14 protein-coding genes and 1 pseudogene are annotated in these 19,151 nt (G+C 31.5%); all 15 read left to right on the forward strand.

Features of this window, described 5'->3' with window-relative positions; all coding sequences use genetic code 11:
* The first annotated feature begins 88 nt into the window (after window positions 1-88).
* The 15 genes and pseudogenes from PZA12_RS02750 to PZA12_RS02820 all read left to right on the forward strand — a co-directional run bounded on the left by PZA12_RS02750 (window position 89) and on the right by PZA12_RS02820 (window position 19,141).
* A complete protein-coding gene (locus PZA12_RS02750; RefSeq protein ID WP_103697901.1) occupies window positions 89-1,093 on the forward strand; it encodes a BMP family protein in 1,005 nt (334 codons plus the stop codon).
* A gap of 76 nt (window positions 1,094-1,169) precedes the next feature.
* Window positions 1,170-3,172: pseudogene (locus tag PZA12_RS02755) on the forward strand (methyl-accepting chemotaxis protein).
* 469 nt (window positions 3,173-3,641) lie between these two features.
* Complete coding sequence (locus PZA12_RS02760) at window positions 3,642-4,178, forward strand: helix-turn-helix domain-containing protein (RefSeq protein ID WP_039768184.1); 537 nt, start codon at window positions 3,642-3,644, stop codon at window positions 4,176-4,178.
* 326 nt (window positions 4,179-4,504) lie between these two features.
* Window positions 4,505-5,719 (forward strand): diaminopropionate ammonia-lyase, encoded by a 1,215-nt coding sequence (dpaL, locus tag PZA12_RS02765; RefSeq protein ID WP_078115822.1) that lies wholly within the window; start codon window positions 4,505-4,507, stop codon window positions 5,717-5,719.
* Between the two features lie 81 nt (window positions 5,720-5,800).
* Entirely contained in the window at window positions 5,801-7,078 is a 1,278-nt protein-coding gene (gene guaD / locus PZA12_RS02770; protein ID WP_078115823.1) for a guanine deaminase, read from the forward strand.
* Between the two features lie 16 nt (window positions 7,079-7,094).
* Window positions 7,095-8,285 carry a YgeY family selenium metabolism-linked hydrolase gene (locus tag PZA12_RS02775; protein WP_103697900.1) on the forward strand — a complete coding sequence of 397 codons (1,191 nt, stop codon included), beginning with the start codon at window positions 7,095-7,097 and terminating at the stop codon, window positions 8,283-8,285.
* Window positions 8,286-8,289: 4 nt separating this feature from the next.
* Window positions 8,290-9,876, forward strand: coding sequence for an N-acyl-D-amino-acid deacylase family protein (locus PZA12_RS02780; RefSeq protein ID WP_078115825.1), 1,587 nt, complete (start codon window positions 8,290-8,292; stop codon window positions 9,874-9,876).
* Window positions 9,877-9,950: 74 nt separating this feature from the next.
* Window positions 9,951-10,523 (forward strand): nucleotidyltransferase family protein, encoded by a 573-nt coding sequence (locus PZA12_RS02785; RefSeq protein WP_242964437.1) that lies wholly within the window; start codon window positions 9,951-9,953, stop codon window positions 10,521-10,523.
* A 341-nt stretch (window positions 10,524-10,864) separates the two neighbouring features.
* Complete coding sequence (locus tag PZA12_RS02790) at window positions 10,865-12,148, forward strand: amidohydrolase family protein (protein WP_192927421.1); 1,284 nt, start codon at window positions 10,865-10,867, stop codon at window positions 12,146-12,148.
* Window positions 12,145-13,437 (forward strand): amidohydrolase family protein, encoded by a 1,293-nt coding sequence (locus tag PZA12_RS02795; protein ID WP_103697898.1) that lies wholly within the window; start codon window positions 12,145-12,147, stop codon window positions 13,435-13,437. Before PZA12_RS02790 ends, PZA12_RS02795 begins: the two co-directional genes overlap by 4 nt.
* 3 nt (window positions 13,438-13,440) lie before the next feature.
* Complete coding sequence (locus tag PZA12_RS02800) at window positions 13,441-14,526, forward strand: 4Fe-4S binding protein (protein ID WP_078115827.1); 1,086 nt, start codon at window positions 13,441-13,443, stop codon at window positions 14,524-14,526.
* 31 nt (window positions 14,527-14,557) lie between these two features.
* The gene (locus PZA12_RS02805) at window positions 14,558-16,666 is read left to right on the forward strand and encodes a xanthine dehydrogenase family protein molybdopterin-binding subunit (RefSeq protein WP_078115828.1); all 2,109 of its coding nucleotides are present in this window, start codon (window positions 14,558-14,560) and stop codon (window positions 16,664-16,666) included.
* Complete coding sequence (locus PZA12_RS02810) at window positions 16,659-17,135, forward strand: (2Fe-2S)-binding protein (protein ID WP_078115829.1); 477 nt, start codon at window positions 16,659-16,661, stop codon at window positions 17,133-17,135. The genes PZA12_RS02805 and PZA12_RS02810 overlap by 8 nt, the downstream gene beginning before the upstream one ends.
* Entirely contained in the window at window positions 17,129-17,971 is an 843-nt protein-coding gene (locus PZA12_RS02815; protein WP_078115830.1) for an FAD binding domain-containing protein, read from the forward strand. The genes PZA12_RS02810 and PZA12_RS02815 overlap by 7 nt, the downstream gene beginning before the upstream one ends.
* A gap of 30 nt (window positions 17,972-18,001) precedes the next feature.
* Window positions 18,002-19,141: a BMP family ABC transporter substrate-binding protein gene (locus PZA12_RS02820; protein ID WP_078115831.1), complete on the forward strand. Its 1,140-nt coding sequence runs from the start codon at window positions 18,002-18,004 to the stop codon at window positions 19,139-19,141.
* Window positions 19,142-19,151 lie beyond the last annotated feature (10 nt).

A 19,151-nucleotide genomic window follows, 5' to 3' on the forward strand; every position in this document is an offset into this window, starting at 1 on the left:
TATATAAAAAATAAGAAAAATTAAAGGGTTGCTGCCTTAGTTAGATAAAAAACTTTGACAGTACCATAAACAAATGGAGGGGTAATATATGAAAAAATTATTATCATTAGTATTAACAATGTGCACATTAGTTGCATTACTAGCTGGGTGTGGAGGTTCAAAAACTACTGAAACTTCAACAAAAGATTCAAAGGATGCAAAAAATAAAACCTATAAAGTTGCAATGATTTCTGATACTTCAATTTCTGATGGGGGATGGGGAGCTGCATGTTATAATGCGATGGTTACTGCTGCAAAAGAAAAGGGCTTTGAAACTCAATATACAGATGGCCTTAAGACAGCGGATTTTGCTCAAAGCATACGTTCATATGCAGATTTAGGATATGACTTGATTTTTGCACCAGGTAATCAATATTCAGATGCAGTAAAGGAAGTAGCCAAAGATTATCCGGATGTACATTTTGCATTATTAAATGGTACAGTCGAAACAGATAATATAGTTTCTCTTTTACCAGATGCAGAGCAAATAGGCCAAATGGCAGGTGCTCTTGCAGGTCTTATGAGCAAAACTAATAATATTGGTTTTATTGGAGGTATGGAATTAGATACTACAAAAACTAAACTTGAAAGCTATGAAGCAGCAGCAAAAGCTGTTAATCCAAATATCCAAGTTGCATCAGCTTATGCAGGTTCATTTAGTGACACTGCAAAGGGGATGGAAATTGCAAATTCTATGATAACATCTAAGAATGTAGACGTAATGTTTGGTGACGCAAGTGCTGTTGATTCAGGAGCACGCCAAGCATTAGCTAATAAATCAAATACATATGATATTGGTCAGCCAAGTGATCTTGTAAAGGATGATAAATCTGGCATAATAATTTCTAGTGTAGTGACAGATAATGCAGCTATGATAAAACTTTGTATGGATGATGTTATAAACGGCAAGTTTGGTAATAAAACTATATATGGAAATATTGAAAATGGATCTTTAAGTGTTGGTACATTAAGTGATAAAGTGCCACAAGATATTAAGAGTAAATATTTGGAGATAGTTGATAAGATTAAGGCTGGTACCTTTATTAAAAAATAATTAAAAAATGAAAAGCCTCCGTTTTCTCGGAGGTTTTTTTATCATATAGAATTTACTTAGATCAAGGAGGTTAAAAATGAAGTTACATAAGTTAAAATTAAATAGTATTAGAACTAAGCTGGTTATTAGTTTGTTCGGAATATGTATAATACCATTAATTATTCTTGGATATGGTTCTAATAAACAAGCTAAGTTAATTCTTAACGAAAAATTAAAGACAACAAGTCAGCAAACACTTTTAGAGATGAATGATGGAATTAATAATTATTTTAATGGTTTTAGCAGCATGACTAACATGTTATCAAGTAATTATAACTTTATTAATTCTGATAAGGAGGAAGCATATTCATTTACAGCAGCAATGTTACAGAACGTAAAAGAAAGTAATAGAGATATTTATAGTGTATATTTTGCAACAGAAGATGGAAAATTTGAAATATACCCCAATGAAAAAATGCCCTATGGTTATAATCCCAAAGAGAAAAGTTGGTATAAGAAAGCGCTTGAGGGTAATCATCAAGTAATAATAACTTTACCATTTCAAGATGCTCAAACGGGAAAAAATGTTGTAGCTATAGCAAAAGCCGTAGAAAGGGATGGAAATGTAATAGGTGTCTGCGCAATGAGTGTTTCAGTTGATACTCTTTTAGAAAAGATAGGAACAAAGAAAATAGGAAATACAGGATATATTTTTATTTCTGACATTGAAGGAAAAAATATGATAGTTAATCCTAATAAAGATTTAATCGGTAGTGATAATGCATCTAAACAATCATTTTGGCAAGATGTAAAAACTCAAGATAAGGGATTTGTAACTTATGAAGATAATAATGTAAAGAGGTTTGGAGTTTATGAAACCAATAAGGCTACAGGCTGGAAATTAGTAGCTACATTAGATGAAAAAGAAATAATTAATGATACGAATTCCATATTGACTACCACATCAATTATAACTTTAGTTATAAGTCTAACTTCAATAATTTTATCCTTATTATTAAGTAGAGGTATAGCGGAAAATATAAAAAAACTAAAAGGAGTATTTGAAAAGGCTTCTAAGGGAGATTTAACAGTATCTATGGTCACATATACAAAAGATGAATTTATGGATTTATCAAACTCTTTTAATGAGATGATAAGAAATATATCAAGGCTTATGGAGAATGTTACAAAATCATCTAAAACAGTATTAGAAACTTCATCAAATTTGGCTAGCATGTCACAGGAAGTAACAGCCTCTATAAGTGAAGTTTCAAAAGCAATAGAAGATGTTTCACAAGGTGCAACAACTCAATCACAAAATGTCCAAAATGGAGTTTTAGAAATGAATGATTTATCAAATAGACTAGATAAAATTAGTAAAAATTCTTATGAAATGGATAAGCTTTCTAAAAAAACTAAAGAGTTAGGATCTAAAGGATTATCTATGGTAGATATATTAGCGGAAAAATCAAATAAAACTAAACTTGCGTCTAATGAAGTTAACGACATAGTTCAGGACATGAATGAAAGTACTAAAATAATAAATACAATATCTGAAAAGATATCTCAAATAACAGAGCAAACTAATCTTTTATCTTTAAATGCAAGTATAGAGGCTGCACGTGCAGGTGAAGCTGGTAAAGGGTTTGCTGTTGTAGCAGAAGAAATAAGAAAACTTGCAGAGCAGTCTAAGACGGCAACAGAAGAAATAAAGAATATCATAGTAAATATACAAGAAAAGTCAAATACAGTTGTAAAGGCTATTAAAGTTACAGAACAGGTAATAAATGAACAAGATTTATCAGTTAACAACACACATGATATATTTAATGAAATTCTTAATTCAATTGGGGGGATGATCAATAAGGTTGAGGAAGTAAAACTATCTGTTGCTGATATAGATAAAAAAAGTGCAGAGTAGTAACAGAAATTGAAAATATTTCATCTATATCACAAGAAAATGCAGCTGTATCAGAAGAAGTGACAGCTTCAACAGAAGAAATAAGTGGGGCTATGGATAAGTATACTGAATATGCAGACGAGCTTCAATTATTAGCAGAAAAGTTAAATTTAGAAATAAAAAGATTTAAGATAAATTAAGATATGCAATGAATTTAATTTCTATAGTTTTGTGTCGACCGAAGCTTCGAATATTTAATAATAGTTTATATAAAGTAGGCTCAGCTCAAATTCGCATTTGAGTCATAAGAAAACATTTTTACTGAGATCATGACTATGGAAGATACAAGTAATACATATTTAAATGCTAATAGTTGATATTAGGATTTATATGATATAACAGTTAGCTATTATCAACGAAAAAAATTAATAAGTAAATTTATACATAAAGATAGTTTTTGCGTTATAATTTTATTGTTATATAATATTATAACAATAAAATAGTTTAAAAATGAATATTTAATAGTATAATATTTTTTATACTTTATAAATTTAGAATTCCAAATAGAATAATGGTTTGAAATTATTTATTACTTATATAAAATAATAGATAATAGGAGATTTTAGAGGAATTCTATAAAAATGTTCTTAGTATTAGGAGAGATTTTATATGATTGGAGAAAAAATAAGAGAAAGAAGACAACAATTAGGATTGAGCCTAAAGGAATTAGCTGAAAAAACAGATTTGACATCTGGTTTTTTAAGTCAAATAGAAAGAGATTTATCAGAGCCATCAATTTCATCACTACGAAAAATTGCAGAAGTTTTGGGAGTGGCTGTGTTTTACTTTTTAATAGATAATAAGGTTAAAAACCCAGTAGTAAGACATAATGAAAGGAAGAAAATAAGATTCTCAGAATCTCATATGACATATGAACTACTATGCCCAGATATGGATAGGCAACTTGAAATGTTTATGGCTAAGCTGGAGCCAGGAGCCATGACTTGTAGTGAACCATTGACTCACCCCGGAGAAGAAGTAACCTATGTTTTAAAGGGAAAGATGTGGATAAAAATAGGCACAGATGAGTATACCCTCGAAGAAGGTGATACAATTTACTATTTTGGAACAACTCCACACCAAATTATTAATACTGGTTCAGAAGAACTAATATTTATTTCAACCATTACTCCTCCTCAATTCTAAAAAATAATACAATTATTATGAATTTATTGACAACATCTCTAAGAAATGATATTATACATACATTAAATAAATTTAGTCACATTAAACTTATATTGACGATGAAGTCATCACATGATCATTTGTGGTGGCTTTTTTTTATTGGTACGGGATATTGAATAGTATTCTTTAATTAAATAAACATAGAGTAGACGGTTTGTGCAAAGGGGTATCTTATCAGTAATCTATTGTTAAATAATTAATAAGAGTAAGATGTATCATAAAAATTAAGTATAGGTAAAAATAATAACAATTGATTTTATGTATTAAGAGTAGAGAGGATAATCATAATGACTGAAAATTTTAAGAATGTTAATTTTAAAAGGAAAAATGAAAAGAAAACATCATTAGATTTTTTAAATATTGATGTTGCAAGAAAAGCACAAAAATTTCATAGCAATTTTCATAATTACAGTATGACTCCGCTTACTGAACTAAAGAATTTAGCTAGTACTTTAGGTGTGAGTAATATATATGTAAAAGATGAGTCATACAGATTTGGATTAAATGCATTTAAAGTGCTTGGAGGAAGTTATGCGATAGGTAATTATATTGCTGAAAAACTAGGACAAGATATAGATAATCTACCATACGATAAAATAACTTCTGATGAAGTGAAAAAAGAACTTGGGGATATAACATTTATTACTGCAACAGATGGAAATCACGGGCGTGGTGTTGCATGGACAGCGAATAGATTGAGACAAAAATCTGTAGTATATATGCCAAAAGGTAGTTCATTAGAGAGATTAAATAATATAAAAGCCGAAGGGGCAGATGCTTCAATAACTGATATGAATTATGATGAGGCTGTAAGGTTTTCAAATGATTTAGCTGAGAAAAATGGATGGGTAATGGTTCAAGATACAGCATGGGAAGGTTATGAAAAAATACCAACTTGGATTATGCAGGGATATACTACAATGGCATATGAAGTATATATGCAGTTGCAAGAAATGAAAGAAGATATGCCAACACATATTTTTCTACAAGCAGGGGTTGGAGCTTTTGCAGGAGCAGTTCAAGGATTTTTTGCTAGTGTCTATGGTGAAAAAAGACCAATAACAACGATAGTTGAACCTAATAAGGCCGATTGCATTTATAGAACTTCAGAGAAAAATGATGGAAAGCTCCATTTTGTGACAGGTGATATGGATACAATAATGGCAGGACTTGCTTGTGGAGAACCATGCAGAATAGGGTACGAAGTTCTACGCGACTATAGTGATAATTTTGTATCATGTCCAGACTATGTAACAGCAAAAGGCATGAGAGTTATGGGAAATCCTGTTGAGAGTGATAAAAAGATTATTTCAGGAGAAAGCGGAGCAGTTACCATTGGGCTTATTGCAGAAATTTTCGAGAATAAGGATTTACAATGGTTAAAAGAAGAATTAAAGCTTGATGAAAATTCAAGAATACTTTGCTTCAGCACTGAAGGAAATACAGATAAAGAAAGCTATAGAGATATAGTATGGAATGGAAAGTACCCAAGCCATAGATAAACAATATATAATTTAGACTCATGTGACGCTTACCGAAATTATAAAATTTTTATTCCGGAAAATTAAGGAGGGTGGAATGAGATGAAAGGTTGCAAAAATGATATTAAAATTTTAAAAGGAAATATAGTATATACAGAAACAAGTGAATTGTTTAATATAGTCGAAAGTGGATATATAGTAGTTTGCGGGAATTTTGTTGAGGGAGTATATAAGGAGTTGCCAGAAAGATATAAAAATATAAAGATTGATGATCATGGAAACAAACTTATAATTCCTGGTTTTGTAGATTTGCATACTCATGCTTCTCAATTTGCCATAAAAGGTATTGGGTATGATAAAGAATTGTTGCCTTGGCTTAAAACATATACTTTTCCAGAAGAAGCAAAATTTCAAGACTTATCTTACGCTAAAAAGGTGTATAAGGAATTTACTGATGACCTATATGCAGAAGGAACTACAAGAGCTGTTATTTTTGCAACAATTCACCCTGAAGCTACAGAAGTTTTAATGAGCTTAATTGAAGAAAAAGGAATAATATCATATGTGGGAAAAGTGAATATGGACAGAAATTGTCCTGATATATTAAGAGAAGACAGTGAAGAGTCAATAAAAATGACTATAAAGTGGTTGGAGAATTGTAGCAAAAAATATAAATTCGTAAGACCTATAATCACACCAAGATTTGTGCCAAGTTGTACAGGATACCTAATGAAAGCGTTAGGTAATATCGCAATAAACCGAAATATGCCAGTTCAATCACATCTATCAGAGAACTTATCAGAAATTAAATGGGTAAGGGAATTACACCCAGAATGTAAAAACTATGGTGATGTATATAATCAATCAAATCTTTTTGGACAAACTAAAACTATAATGGCTCATTGTGTTCACTTAACAGAAGAAGAGATAGACACAATTGAAAGAAATAATGTTATGGTAGCACATTGCCCAACTTCTAATGTAAATTTATCAAGTGGAATATCTCCAATAAATAAACTATTAAAGAGAAAAGTTAAAATAGGACTTGGATCAGATATAGCTGGTGGAGAAAGTTTAAGTATGTTTTCTGTAATGGCATGCGCAATTAAAATATCAAAAATAAAAAAAGCAGGCTTTATGGAAGATGAAAAATCTTTAACACTTCAAGAAGTTTTTTATTTAGCAACAAAAGGTGGAGGAAGTTTTTTCGGAAAGGTTGGAAGTTTTGAAAAAGGATATGAATTTGATGCCTTAGTAATAGATGATGATAACTTATGGAAAATTGATAAAGGAACAATTGAAGAAAGATTAGAAAGATTAGTATATCTAGGTGATAAGAAAAATATAACAAATAGATACGTATGCGGAAATGAAATATAAGAAAGGTAGGTTATTTATGGATAAGGATAGAAAAGAAAAATTAATAAAACTTTGCCAAGATATTATTAGAATTCAAAGTTACTCAGGTAACGAAGGAGAGGTAGTTAGATGCTTGGAAGAGAATATGAAAAGTATTGGTTTCGATGAAATTATTATAGATAAGTATGGAAGTATAATTGGAAAAATAAAAGGGAACAAACCAGGGAACAAAGTACTTTTTGATGCCCATATTGATACAGTTCCAGTAAATAATCCAGAAGAATGGAAACATGATCCCTTTGGAGCTGAAATAGATGAAGATAAGATTTATGGAAGGGGCACGTCTGATATGAAAGGTTCTTTAGCAGCTATGATAATTGCAGCAGAATATTTCGCCAAGGACAATAACAGGGATTTCCCAGGAGAAATATATATTGCTGGAGTAGTCCATGAAGAATGTTTCGAAGGAGTTGCAGCGAGAAATATAAGCGAACTTGTAAAGCCAGATTATGTGGTAATAGGGGAAGCCTCTGAGCTTAATCTTAAAATAGGGCAACGTGGACGTGCTGAAATTTTAGTTGAGACCTTTGGAGTTCCTGCTCATTCAGCTAATCCGGAAAAAGGAGTAAATGCAGTTTATAGCATATCTAAAATAATAAATAAGCTTCAAGAAATTAAATATGAGGAAGATGAGTTTTTAGGAAAAGGAATTCTAGAACTTACAGATATTAAATCATCACCTTATCCGGGAGCATCTGTTGTGCCAAGTTATTGTAAGGCAACCTATGATAGAAGGTTACTAGTTGGTGAAACTAAAGAAGGTGTTTTAGACCCAATAATAAAATTAATAGATGAGTTGAAAAATGAATCATCTAATATTAATTACAAGGTCTCCTATGCTAAAGGAACAGAGAAATGTCATACAGGAGAAGTGATTGAAGGAGAGAGATTCTTTCCAGCATGGTGTTATAAAGAGAATGAAGCATTTGTACAAAAAACTTTCAAAGGTTTATGTGATATGGGGTTGAATCCAAAGATAACTAACTATTCTTTCTGCACAAATGGAAGTCATTATGCTGGAGAAGCTAACATAAAAACTATAGGATTTGGTCCATCAAAAGAAAACATAGCACACACTATTGATGAATATATTGAAATAGAACAGTTATCCAAGTCATGTGAAGGTTATTATAAGATAATGGAAACATTATTAGGATTAGAGGAATAAGAAAATGAAATGGATGATAAGTAATGGAACTATAGTTGATGGAACTAATAAACCAGCATACAGTGGAGATTTAATAATAAGTGACGATACAATTATAGAAATTGGTGATTTAGAAAGTAAAAGGGAAGTCATGGATTATGTATTGGATGCAAGTGGCTTGACTGTTGCTCCAGGATTTATTGATACACATAGTCATTCAGATTTAGAAATCTTAAGTAATCAAAATATAAGGCCTAAGATTTACCAAGGGATAACAACTGAGGTTTTGGGACAAGATGGTATATCTATGGCCCCGCTACCAAGTAAATTCGTTAAGGATTGGAGAAAAAATCTAAGTGGCCTTGAGGGTGACAGTGATGAGATTTCGTGGGATTATAAAACAGTAAAAGATTATTTTAATGCAATTGAAGATAGAGGATTAGTATCTAACGTATGTTATCTTGTGCCTCACGGCAATATTAGAATGGAGGCAATGGGGCTTTCTTCAAATAAAGCGGACAAAGAGGACATAGAAAGTATGAAATTAATTCTACGAAGAGAGCTTGAGTCAGGTGCTATTGGACTATCTTCAGGACTTATATACATTCCATGCGCTTATGGTGATACAGAAGAGTTAATTGAGCTTTGCAAAGTAGTTGCGGAATATAATAAGATTTTTGTAGTACACCAAAGAAGTGAAGCAAATGAAATTATTGATTCAATGAAAGAAATAATTAGGATTGGTAAAGAAAGTGGTGTAAAAATACATTTTTCTCATTTTAAAATTTGTGGGAAAAATAATTGGCATAAAATAGATGATATAGTTTCTCTTATAGAAGAAGCAGAAAAAGAAGGAGTAAAAATATCTTTTGATCAATACCCTTATGATGCTGGAAGTACGATGCTTAGTGTCATAATCCCGCCATGGGTTCATAATGGTGGAACTAATAAAATGCTGGAAAGAATAAAATCAAAAGATTTAAGGCAAAAGATTATTAATGAAATATATGAAACAAATTGTAATTGGGATAATTTTATTGAATTTGCAGGTATAGATGGAATATATATTACTTCAGTAAAAACATATAAGAATAAAGAGATAATAGGGAAAAACTTAAAAGAACTAGGTGAAATAAGGAATCAAGATCCGATAGAAGCAACGTTAGATTTATTAATAGAAGAAGAAAATGCAGTTGGCATGATTGATTATTACGGATCAGAAGATCATATAATCCAATTTATGAAAAGGCCAGAACAAAATTTTTGCACTGATGGTTTGCTTGGAGGAAAGCCACATCCAAGGGTATATGGGGCTTTCCCAAGAGTATTAGGTCGATATGTCAGAGAGCTTAATGCTTTAACATTGGAAGAAGCAATATATAAAATGACTAGTAAATCTGCGGTCACAATGGGAATAAAGGATAGAGGATGCCTTGATGTCGGATTTAAGGCAGATATAGTAATATTTGATAAAGATAAGATAATGGATAAAGGTACATTTATAGAACCTGAGCAATATCCAGAAGGAATATCATATGTAATTGTAAATGGAAATATTGTTGTAGAAAATGAAAATTACTCTCCTGGCAACTATGGAGCTATTATAAAGTGAGAAACTTAGAATGAACTTTCATTATATTATTAATATGCTAAGAATGATACATATTAGATGAAGAGGGTCGAAGAATGATGGATGTAGATGGAGTTATACTAGCAGCGGGATATTCAAGTAGAGCTAATGCTTTTAAAATGGAACTTGAAATTAATAATAAGCCAATCTTACAGAGATGCATAGAGGCTTTATATGATAACTGTAATAATATAATAGTAGTTAGTGGGTATAAGCATGAGAAGATAAATAGATTGGTAGAAAATTATACAAAGGCAAAAGTAGTATATAATGATGAATTTCATAAAGGAATGTTTAGTTCTATAAAAAAGGGAATACGAGATGTTACAGCATCAAAATTCTTACTTACTCCTGGAGATTATCCGTTAATAAATAAAGATATAATAGAGAAATTACTAAGTGAAGAGAAGGAAATAGTTATACCAAGCTTTAATATGAGAGGCGGACATCCGATTTTATTAGGTAGAAATCTAATAAGAGAAATATTACAAGAACCTGATGATTCTAATTTAAAAAAATATTTGAGTAAGAAGCAGTGCTCATACCTTAATATAGATGATAAAGGAATATTGTTGGATGTTGATACTATGGAAGATTACGAAAATGTGAAAAATATTATTGAAAAATAATTATAATAATAAATTATTTTCAATATTATTGACTTATTAGAGAAGGGCGATATATAATATTTAATAAAAATAAAAAAATTTAATAAAAGTTAAGCATAGACAAAGAGGTCTTATTTCAAAATCAGAAGTAAGGCCTCTTTTTGTTTTTATTACTCAAAAAATTCTAATAAGGCTAAATTAAGAAGAATTTTAGATAAGTATAATATAAAAATTTAGAATTTAAATTCAAAAAGTTATATTAAATATATGGAAAATTTATAGGCTAATTATTACTTAAAAGGATAACAGATATGAAAAGAAAATTTTAAACTTATCTAAAAGGAGGAGATTTTATTTTTGATTTGGGGATATTAAATGGAAGATTATATTTAGAAGGAAATTTTATATACAGCAATTTATATATAAAAAATGGAATTATAGATACAGTATCTACATCAATTTTAGATTGTAAAGAAAAATATGATGCTAAAGGAAAAATGGTTTTACCAGGTTTCATAGATGCACATGTACATTTTAATTTAGGTGTTGGAGAAAATGTTTCAATTGATGATTTTTTTGAAGGTTCAAAAAAGGCAGCTATGGGAGGGATAACAACATTTATAGATTTTTTAGATCCAATTAATAATGTTGATCAGTTAGATGAAGCTTTTAATAAAAGATATGAACTAGCAAAAAAAAGTGTTGTTGATTATGGTTTTCATGTGACACTTGGAAATCCAGATGGAGATGTTAAAGAACTCCTAAACAAAAGTTCTTTACTTGGCATGCCAACTATAAAATTATTTACAACATATGCATCAACTAATAGACAAACAAAGGATTATTACATAGATGAATTACTAAAGTATTCAAAGAAAACGAAAACTAGAGTATTAGTTCATGCAGAAAATAATGACATGATAAGAGAAGAAAATATTTTGGTAAAAGATCATGAAAAAGCAAGACCAGCACTATCAGAAATTACAGAAGTTTTAAAATTAGCTGAAATGGCAAGATATAGAGATGGCCTTTTATATATTGTTCATACCAATTGTGGAACTACCCTTGAAAGACTAAAGGAAGTTTATTTAGATGAATTACATTCAACGATAGTATTAGAAAGCGCACCTCATTATTTTAGATTTAGCTCTTCATTATATGAAAAAGAAGATGGATATTTATATACTATGACGCCACCTTTAAGAAGTGAAGAAGAAAGATTAAAGATGATTAATAATATAGATGCAATTGATGTAATAGGTACAGATCATTGTCCGTTTTCTAAAAGATTAAAAAATAAGAAATATACAAGTGAAATTCCCATGGGAATAGATGGAGTAAAATATTCATTTTTAAATATGTTTACTCTTTTTGGAGAAAGTATAATTTCTAAATTTACAGTAGAACCTTCAAAGATTCATGGATTATATCCTAAAAAAGGAACGATAATGCCGGGAAGTGATGGAGATATAGTGGTTTTTGACCCAAATAAGACAACTAAAATAGCGGATGATAATTCTGTTTATCATGACGAAATTTTGAAAGGTGAAATAAGTGCAACTATATCTAAAGGAAAGATTGTAGTTAGTGAAGGTGAGTTTTTAGGCGGACAAGGTGAGTATTTACCAAGGAGGTTACAAGTATGATTAAAGCATTAATAAATGTCAATATATTTAATTTTGATTCATTAAAGGAAAAATCTTATGTGTTATTTGATAAACAAATAATTGAAGTGGGTTCCATGGAAAACTTTAAGGGAGCAGATGAAGTATATGACTGTAATAATCAAATATTAATGCCCGGACTTGTAAATTGCCATAGCCATATATATTCAACCTTTGCTAGAGGGTGGATTACCGAATTTGATCCCAAAAGTTTTGTAGATTTATTAGAGCAAATGTGGTGGAAATTAGATAAGGTTCTTGATGAAAAAGATATTTATTATAGTGCTCTTGTAAGTGGAATTGAATTTATAAAAAATGGAGTAACTACAGTAGTAGATCATCATGCTAGTGGGAGAAAAATAAGAGGCAGCTTAAATTTATTAAAAAGGGCTTTATGTGATTATATAGGAATTCGAGGAGTATTTTGCTTCGAAAGTAGCGATAGATTCCCAATAGATGAATGTATCGAAGAAAACATCGAGTTTAGTAAAATTCATTCAACTATGACAAGTGGATTATTTGGAATGCATGCATGTTTGACATTAAGTGATGAGTCTTTGAAGAAAATAGCAGATAGAAGTAAAGGAATGCCGATACACATTCATGTTGGTGAAAGTGATGAGGATAATATAGAAAGTATTGAGAAATTTAAAAAAACACCTATCGAAAGATTAGAGGAACATGGATTGCTTAGAGAAAACTCGATTTTATCACATTGTATCTATTTAAGTGAAAATGATATGGATATTTTAAAAAAGTATAAGGTTTATGTAGCATTAAATCCTACTTCCAATTTTAATAATGCGGTGGGTTTAGCAGATGTATTGGAACTTGAGAAGAGGGAAATAAAATGTCTTTTAGGTAATGATGGGCTTGGATTTAATTTAACTAGAGACATGATTAATTTAATGTTTGGAATGCATTTAAAGTATAAGAATCCTACAGCATATGCTTTAGGGAACATTAAGAAGATTATAGAGAACAACTACGAGTATGCAAGCAACATTTTAGGCTGCAAGCTTGGAAAAATTGAAGAAGGGTACGAAGCAGATTTTTTGACTTTAGAATATAATGCACCTACGCCAATAACAGAAAATAATTTATTCGGTCATTTTTTTTATGGAATGTTAGATAATTTTAAGCCTAAGAATGTTTGGTGCAATGGTGAAATTAGATTAAAAGATTATAAGGTATTGCAGGATGAAGAGAAAATATACAAAGAATCAACTCAAATAGCACATGAGATTTGGGAAAAGTGTAAGGAGAAATAATATATGAATTTAAGTACAAGTTTAAGCGGAATATATTTGGAAAATCCATTAATGCCGGCATCAGGCCCATTAGTTGGAGATTGCGAAAAAATGAAAATAATATCTGACTTTGGAGTTGGAGGAATTGTCACAAAAACAATATCTAGCAAAGGGGCAGAAGTAGTTAGGCCATGCATATATGGTGGACAAGACTTTGTTATGAATGCTGAGCTATGGTCAGAATATGAGCCAGAAGTATGGTTAGATAAATTTCTACCAGAAATAAAGGCAGAGATAAATAAACCATTATTTATAAGTGTAGGGTATTCAAAAGAGGACATGGAAAACTTAATTCCAAAGCTAGATAAGTATGCTGATGCTTTTGAAATATCAACTCATTATGTAGGAAAAGATTTATCAGCAATACAAGAAACGTTAATGACTATAAGAAAGCATACCAAAAAGCCAGTTTATATGAAAATGAGTCCACATATACCTGATCCAGTAGGATTTGCGAAAATGGTTATAGAAAACGGTGGTAATGGAGTTGTAGCGATTAATTCTCTAGGACCAACTATGAAAATAGATGTAGCATCAAGAAAAGTATTAATAGGGAATAAAGAAGGAGAAGTATGGACTTCAGGGCCAGCAATAAAACCAATAGCTTTAGCACTTATCAACAAAATTAAGAAAGCCCTTCCACAATGTGAAATAATTGGTGTAGGCGGGGTAGCTTCAGCAGAAGACGTAATAGAATTTTTACTTGCTGGAGCAACTGCAGTTCAAATGTTGTCTGCTGCTATGCTTAAAGGAAAGGATTTATATAAAAAGATAGTTGAAGATCTTCCAAGTGCTTTAGAAAAGTATGGATTTAACTCTATTGAAGAAGTATTAAATACTGAATTACAAACTGGTAATGTAAAGTATGATCCTATTTATCCATCTATTGATTACGACAAATGTGTTAACTGCAAATTATGCGAAAATATATGTCCATACTTTGCAATTAGCAGTAAAAATGAAAAAGTAGAAATGGACAAGAGTAAATGTTTTGGATGTGGATTATGTGAATCTAAATGTCCAAAGAAAGCAATCAAAAACGTATTTTAATTTTAGCTCCTTATGAAATGGAGGAAAGATTATGGATAGTATAAGAAAATCAGTTATAAAAGCTGATCATAAAATTAAGGTAGACGGAAGTGCTAAATATATTGCGGATATTAAATTTAAAAATAGTTTATATGCTAAGACTCTTCGTTCAGAAAAATCAAAGGCTGTTATAAAAAGAATTTTTATTCCTGAGTTAAAAGATGGTTATTATGTAGTTGAAGGAAAAGATGTTCCTGGCTTAAACAAGGTGAAGATAATTCAAAATGACATGTCGGTTTTTTCCGACAAAGAAGTTAATTATATAGGAGAACCGATCCTTTTAGTGTTAGGGCCGGATCTTGAAGAAGTTATAAGTATTTTAAATGATATTAAGGTTGAGTATGAAGAGGGCACTCCTGTTTTTGACATGAGAAATTCAACGGAAATATTTGATAAATATGAATACGAAAAAGGCAATATAGAAGATGCAATTAAAAAATCTATAAAAGTAATAGAAGAAGAATTTTATACAGGATATCAAGAACAGGCTTACTTAGAAACTCAAGGATTAGTTGGAGATTATGAAGATGACAAGATTTCGGTATATGGAACTATGCAATGCCCATATTACGTTAAAGGTGCTGTTGTTCAAGCATTAGGATTTGAGGAAGATAAAGTAAGAATTGTACAAACTACAACTGGAGGTGGCTTTGGTGGTAAAGAAGATTATCCTTCTCTACTCGGAGCACAGGTTGCAGTGGCAGCTTATAAAGCTAAAAAACCAGTTAGGTTAATTTTAGATAGAGTTGAGGATATGGCATTTACAACTAAGAGGCATCCAGCTTTACTGAAATACAAAACGCTCCTTGATGAAAATAACAAAATAATTGGGATGGATGTAGATATTATATTAAATGGTGGGGCATATGCGACTGTTTCTAGTGTGGTTCTCCAAAGAGCTTTGTTATGTGCTATAGGGGTTTATAACATACCTAATATCAGAGTTAAAGGACGCGTAGTTAAAACAAATACTGTGCCTACCGGAGCATTTAGAGGCTTCGGTGGTCCACAAAGTATATTTGGAATTGAAACACATATGGCTCATATAGCTAAAGAATTAGGATTCACTCCTTTAGAGTTAAAGAATAAGTATTTTGTAAAAACTGGTGATGATACTTGTACTGGCGGAAAGTTTACTTATGATGTAAAGCTTGAAGAAATGTTAGAAAAAGCTGAAAAAATAAGTGATTTTAGCAGAAAATATAAAAAGTATTCAAGTGAACAAGGGATTATGAGAAAGGGAATAGGAATGTCAATATTTCTACATGGATGCGGGTTTACTGGAAGCGGAGAGAGGGATTTTATTAAAGCCAAGGTAAAGTTATTAAAATATGAAAGTGGAGTTATTGAGATTCTAGTATCTAACACAGATATGGGACAAGGTCTACAAACAACATTTAAGAAAATTGTAGCAAAGGCTCTTGATAAGAATTATCAAGATATAATTTATGAAAATCCAGATACAGATAGAGTGCCAGATTCAGGGCCAACTGTAGCTTCAAGATCAATTATGGTAGTAGGTAAGCTGCTTGAAAGAGCTGCTTTAAGACTAAAAGAAAATTGGGTTGATGGAAAAGAACAAATAATAGAAGAAAATTATAAACACCCAGATTTAATACCTTGGAATATAACGAAATTTAATGGTGATGCTTATCCAAGTTATTCATGGGGAATAAATGTTGTAGAAGTTGAGATTAATACGGTAACAGCTGTTACTGAAGTAACTGGAATATATACAGTTTTTGATATTGGAATTCCAATTGATGAAACTATAATGGAAGGACAAATACAAGGGGGAGTTATACAAGGCCTTGGGTATGGTTCTTGCGAAAACATGGAATACGACAAGGTGGGAAAAGTTAGGCAACATAGCATAACTGACTATATTATCCCAACTGCAAAGGATGTTGTAAATATTAAAAATGAATTAGTAGATAATCCATGTGATCTTGGCCCATTTGGAGCTAAGGGAGCTGGGGAGCTAACTTTAGTAGGAACTGCGCCAGCTTATGCAAATGCAATAGAAAATGCACTAGGAGTAAAAGTGAATAGATTGCCTGTAACTCCAGAATGGATAATGGAGGCGATAGTAAATGAGTAATACAATTACATTAAAGATAAATAATAAAACAATAGCTACAGAAGAGAGTTCTGCAAAGAGACTTTTAGATTTCCTTCGAGAAGATTTGGATATAACGGGTCCAAAGGAAGGCTGTGGTGAAGGGGAATGCGGTGCTTGTGCTGTAATTATAGATAAAGAATTAATTAATTCTTGTTTAGTAACAATTGGCTCTGTACAAGGAAAAGAGATTATAACGGTTGAGGGATTAAAAGGGACAAAACAATTCGGTGTCTTGGAAAGGTGCTTTGCAGAAGCAGGGGCTGTACAATGTGGTTTCTGTACACCAGGAATGATAATGGCAGCACATGCACTGTTATCTAAAATTCCAAGGCCAACAGAAGATGATGTCAGAAATGGAATTTCAGGAAATTTATGCAGATGTACAGGATATAACATGATTATTAATGCAATACTTATGGCATCTAAAAGAGGTGATGGGTTATGGTAAATGGATATTTACCAAAAGATTTGGATGAAGCATTAAAAATATTAAATGAAAAAGATGTAACTATTTATGCCGGAGGAACTGACCTAATGGTTAGGAATAAAAATGCTGCATCACTTCTCCCAAAATTTAATAAAGACTTGTTATATATAGGAGATTTAAAAGAACTAAAAGGAATTAAAGAGTCGGATGATAGCTTAGAAATAGGAGCAGCCTGTACTCTATCAGCGCTTTTAAGAGCAAAAGGGATTCCAGAAGTGTTAAAAGAGTCCATAAGACAAATAGCATCACCAGCTATAAGAAATATGGGGACTATTGGAGGAAATATATGTAATGCATCTCCGGCTGGGGATACCTTACCTATACTATATGCATTAGATGCGAAGCTTAAATTGGTTGGCGAAAGTTCATCAAGAGAAGTTCATATAGAAGATTTTATATTAGGACCAAGGAAAATTATCCTTGAAAGAACTGAAATTTTAAAAAGCATAATTATACCAAAAGCAGAATTCAATAAAGTATATTATGAAAAAGTTGGAGCTAGAAAAGCTTCTGCTATATCAAAACTTTCTTTTATTGGTCTTGCAGAAGTAAAAGATGGAAAAGTAAAAGACATAAGAATTGCAATAGGTTCAGTGGCTCCTAAGGTAGTCAGAGTAATAGAGGCAGAAAATTTTATAAAAGAAAAAAATCTAGAGGATATAAAATCAGAGATGGAAGAAATACGCAACATTTATTCTAAAGAAATAATCCCTATTGATGATCAAAGATCCACAGCTGTTTATAGAAAAACAGTAGCTTTAAGGCTTATTCAATATTTTTTAAATATTAGGATATAGAGCAAATTAATTTTAAAGGGGGAAATAGTTATGAATAAGAACATCAAAAAGAAATTACTAACAGTAATTGCTGCAGTAGCATGTTCTACTATGCTGCTAGTTGGATGTGGGTCAGCATCTACACAAACTTCAAAAGATGATGGAAAGGAAACAAAGACAGAGGCTTCGGGCGAAAAGCTTAAGGTAGGATTCATTTATATTGGATCAGCTTCGGATGGAGGGTATAGCCAAGCACACGATAATGGTCGTAAATATTTAGAAGAAAAGCTTCCAAATGTTGAGACTATAGTTAAAGAATCTGTACCGGAAGGTCAAGAAGTAGAAAAAGTTGCTACAGATATGATTGATCAAGGTGCTAAGGTGATTTTTGCAACCTCTTTTGGATATATGGATTATATAGAAAAAGTATCAAAAGAATATCCAGACGTAAAGTTTTTCCACTGCTCGGGGTATAAGACAACTGATAATATGAGCACATATTTTGGTAGAGAATATCAAGCTAGATATCTTACAGGAATCGTAGCAGGGATGAAGAGTAAAAACGGTAAAATTGGTTATGTAGCAGCATTCCCTATTCCAGAAGTTGTTAGAGCAACGAATGCATTTGCTTTAGGGGTAAGATCAGTAAATCCAAATGCAGTAGTAAAGGTAACTTGGACTAACACATGGTATGATCCAGCAAAAGAAAAAGAAGCTGCTATATCATTGCTTGATCAAGGTGTAGACGTAATTGGGCAATACCAAGATACTACAGCTGCACAACAAGCAGCAGAAGAAAGAGGCGCGTTCTCTATTGGATCTGATTTAGATATGTCAGCATCAGCGCCAAAGGCTAATATGACAAGTGCTGTTTGGAATTGGGGTACTTATTATGTAGAAGCTGTTAAAACTGTTATGGATGGAAAGTTTAAATCAGAAAGCTACTGGGGTGGTATAGATACAGGAATAGTTGACATAGCACCATTAACTAAGAATGCACCAGAAGGAGCACAAGCAAAAGTTGACGAAGCTAAAGCAAAAATGGTAAGCAAATCTTGGGATGTATTTACAGGACCAATCAAAGATCAATCAGGAGCTATAAAGGTTGCTGAAGGTCAAAAAATGACAGATAAGGAATTGCTAAGCTTTGACTGGCTTGTTGAAGGAGTAGAAGGTCAAATTAGTAAATAATAATGAGGAA

Source organism: Clostridium beijerinckii (assembly GCF_036699995.1).
Classification (GTDB): Bacteria; Bacillota; Clostridia; order Clostridiales; family Clostridiaceae; genus Clostridium; species Clostridium helianthi.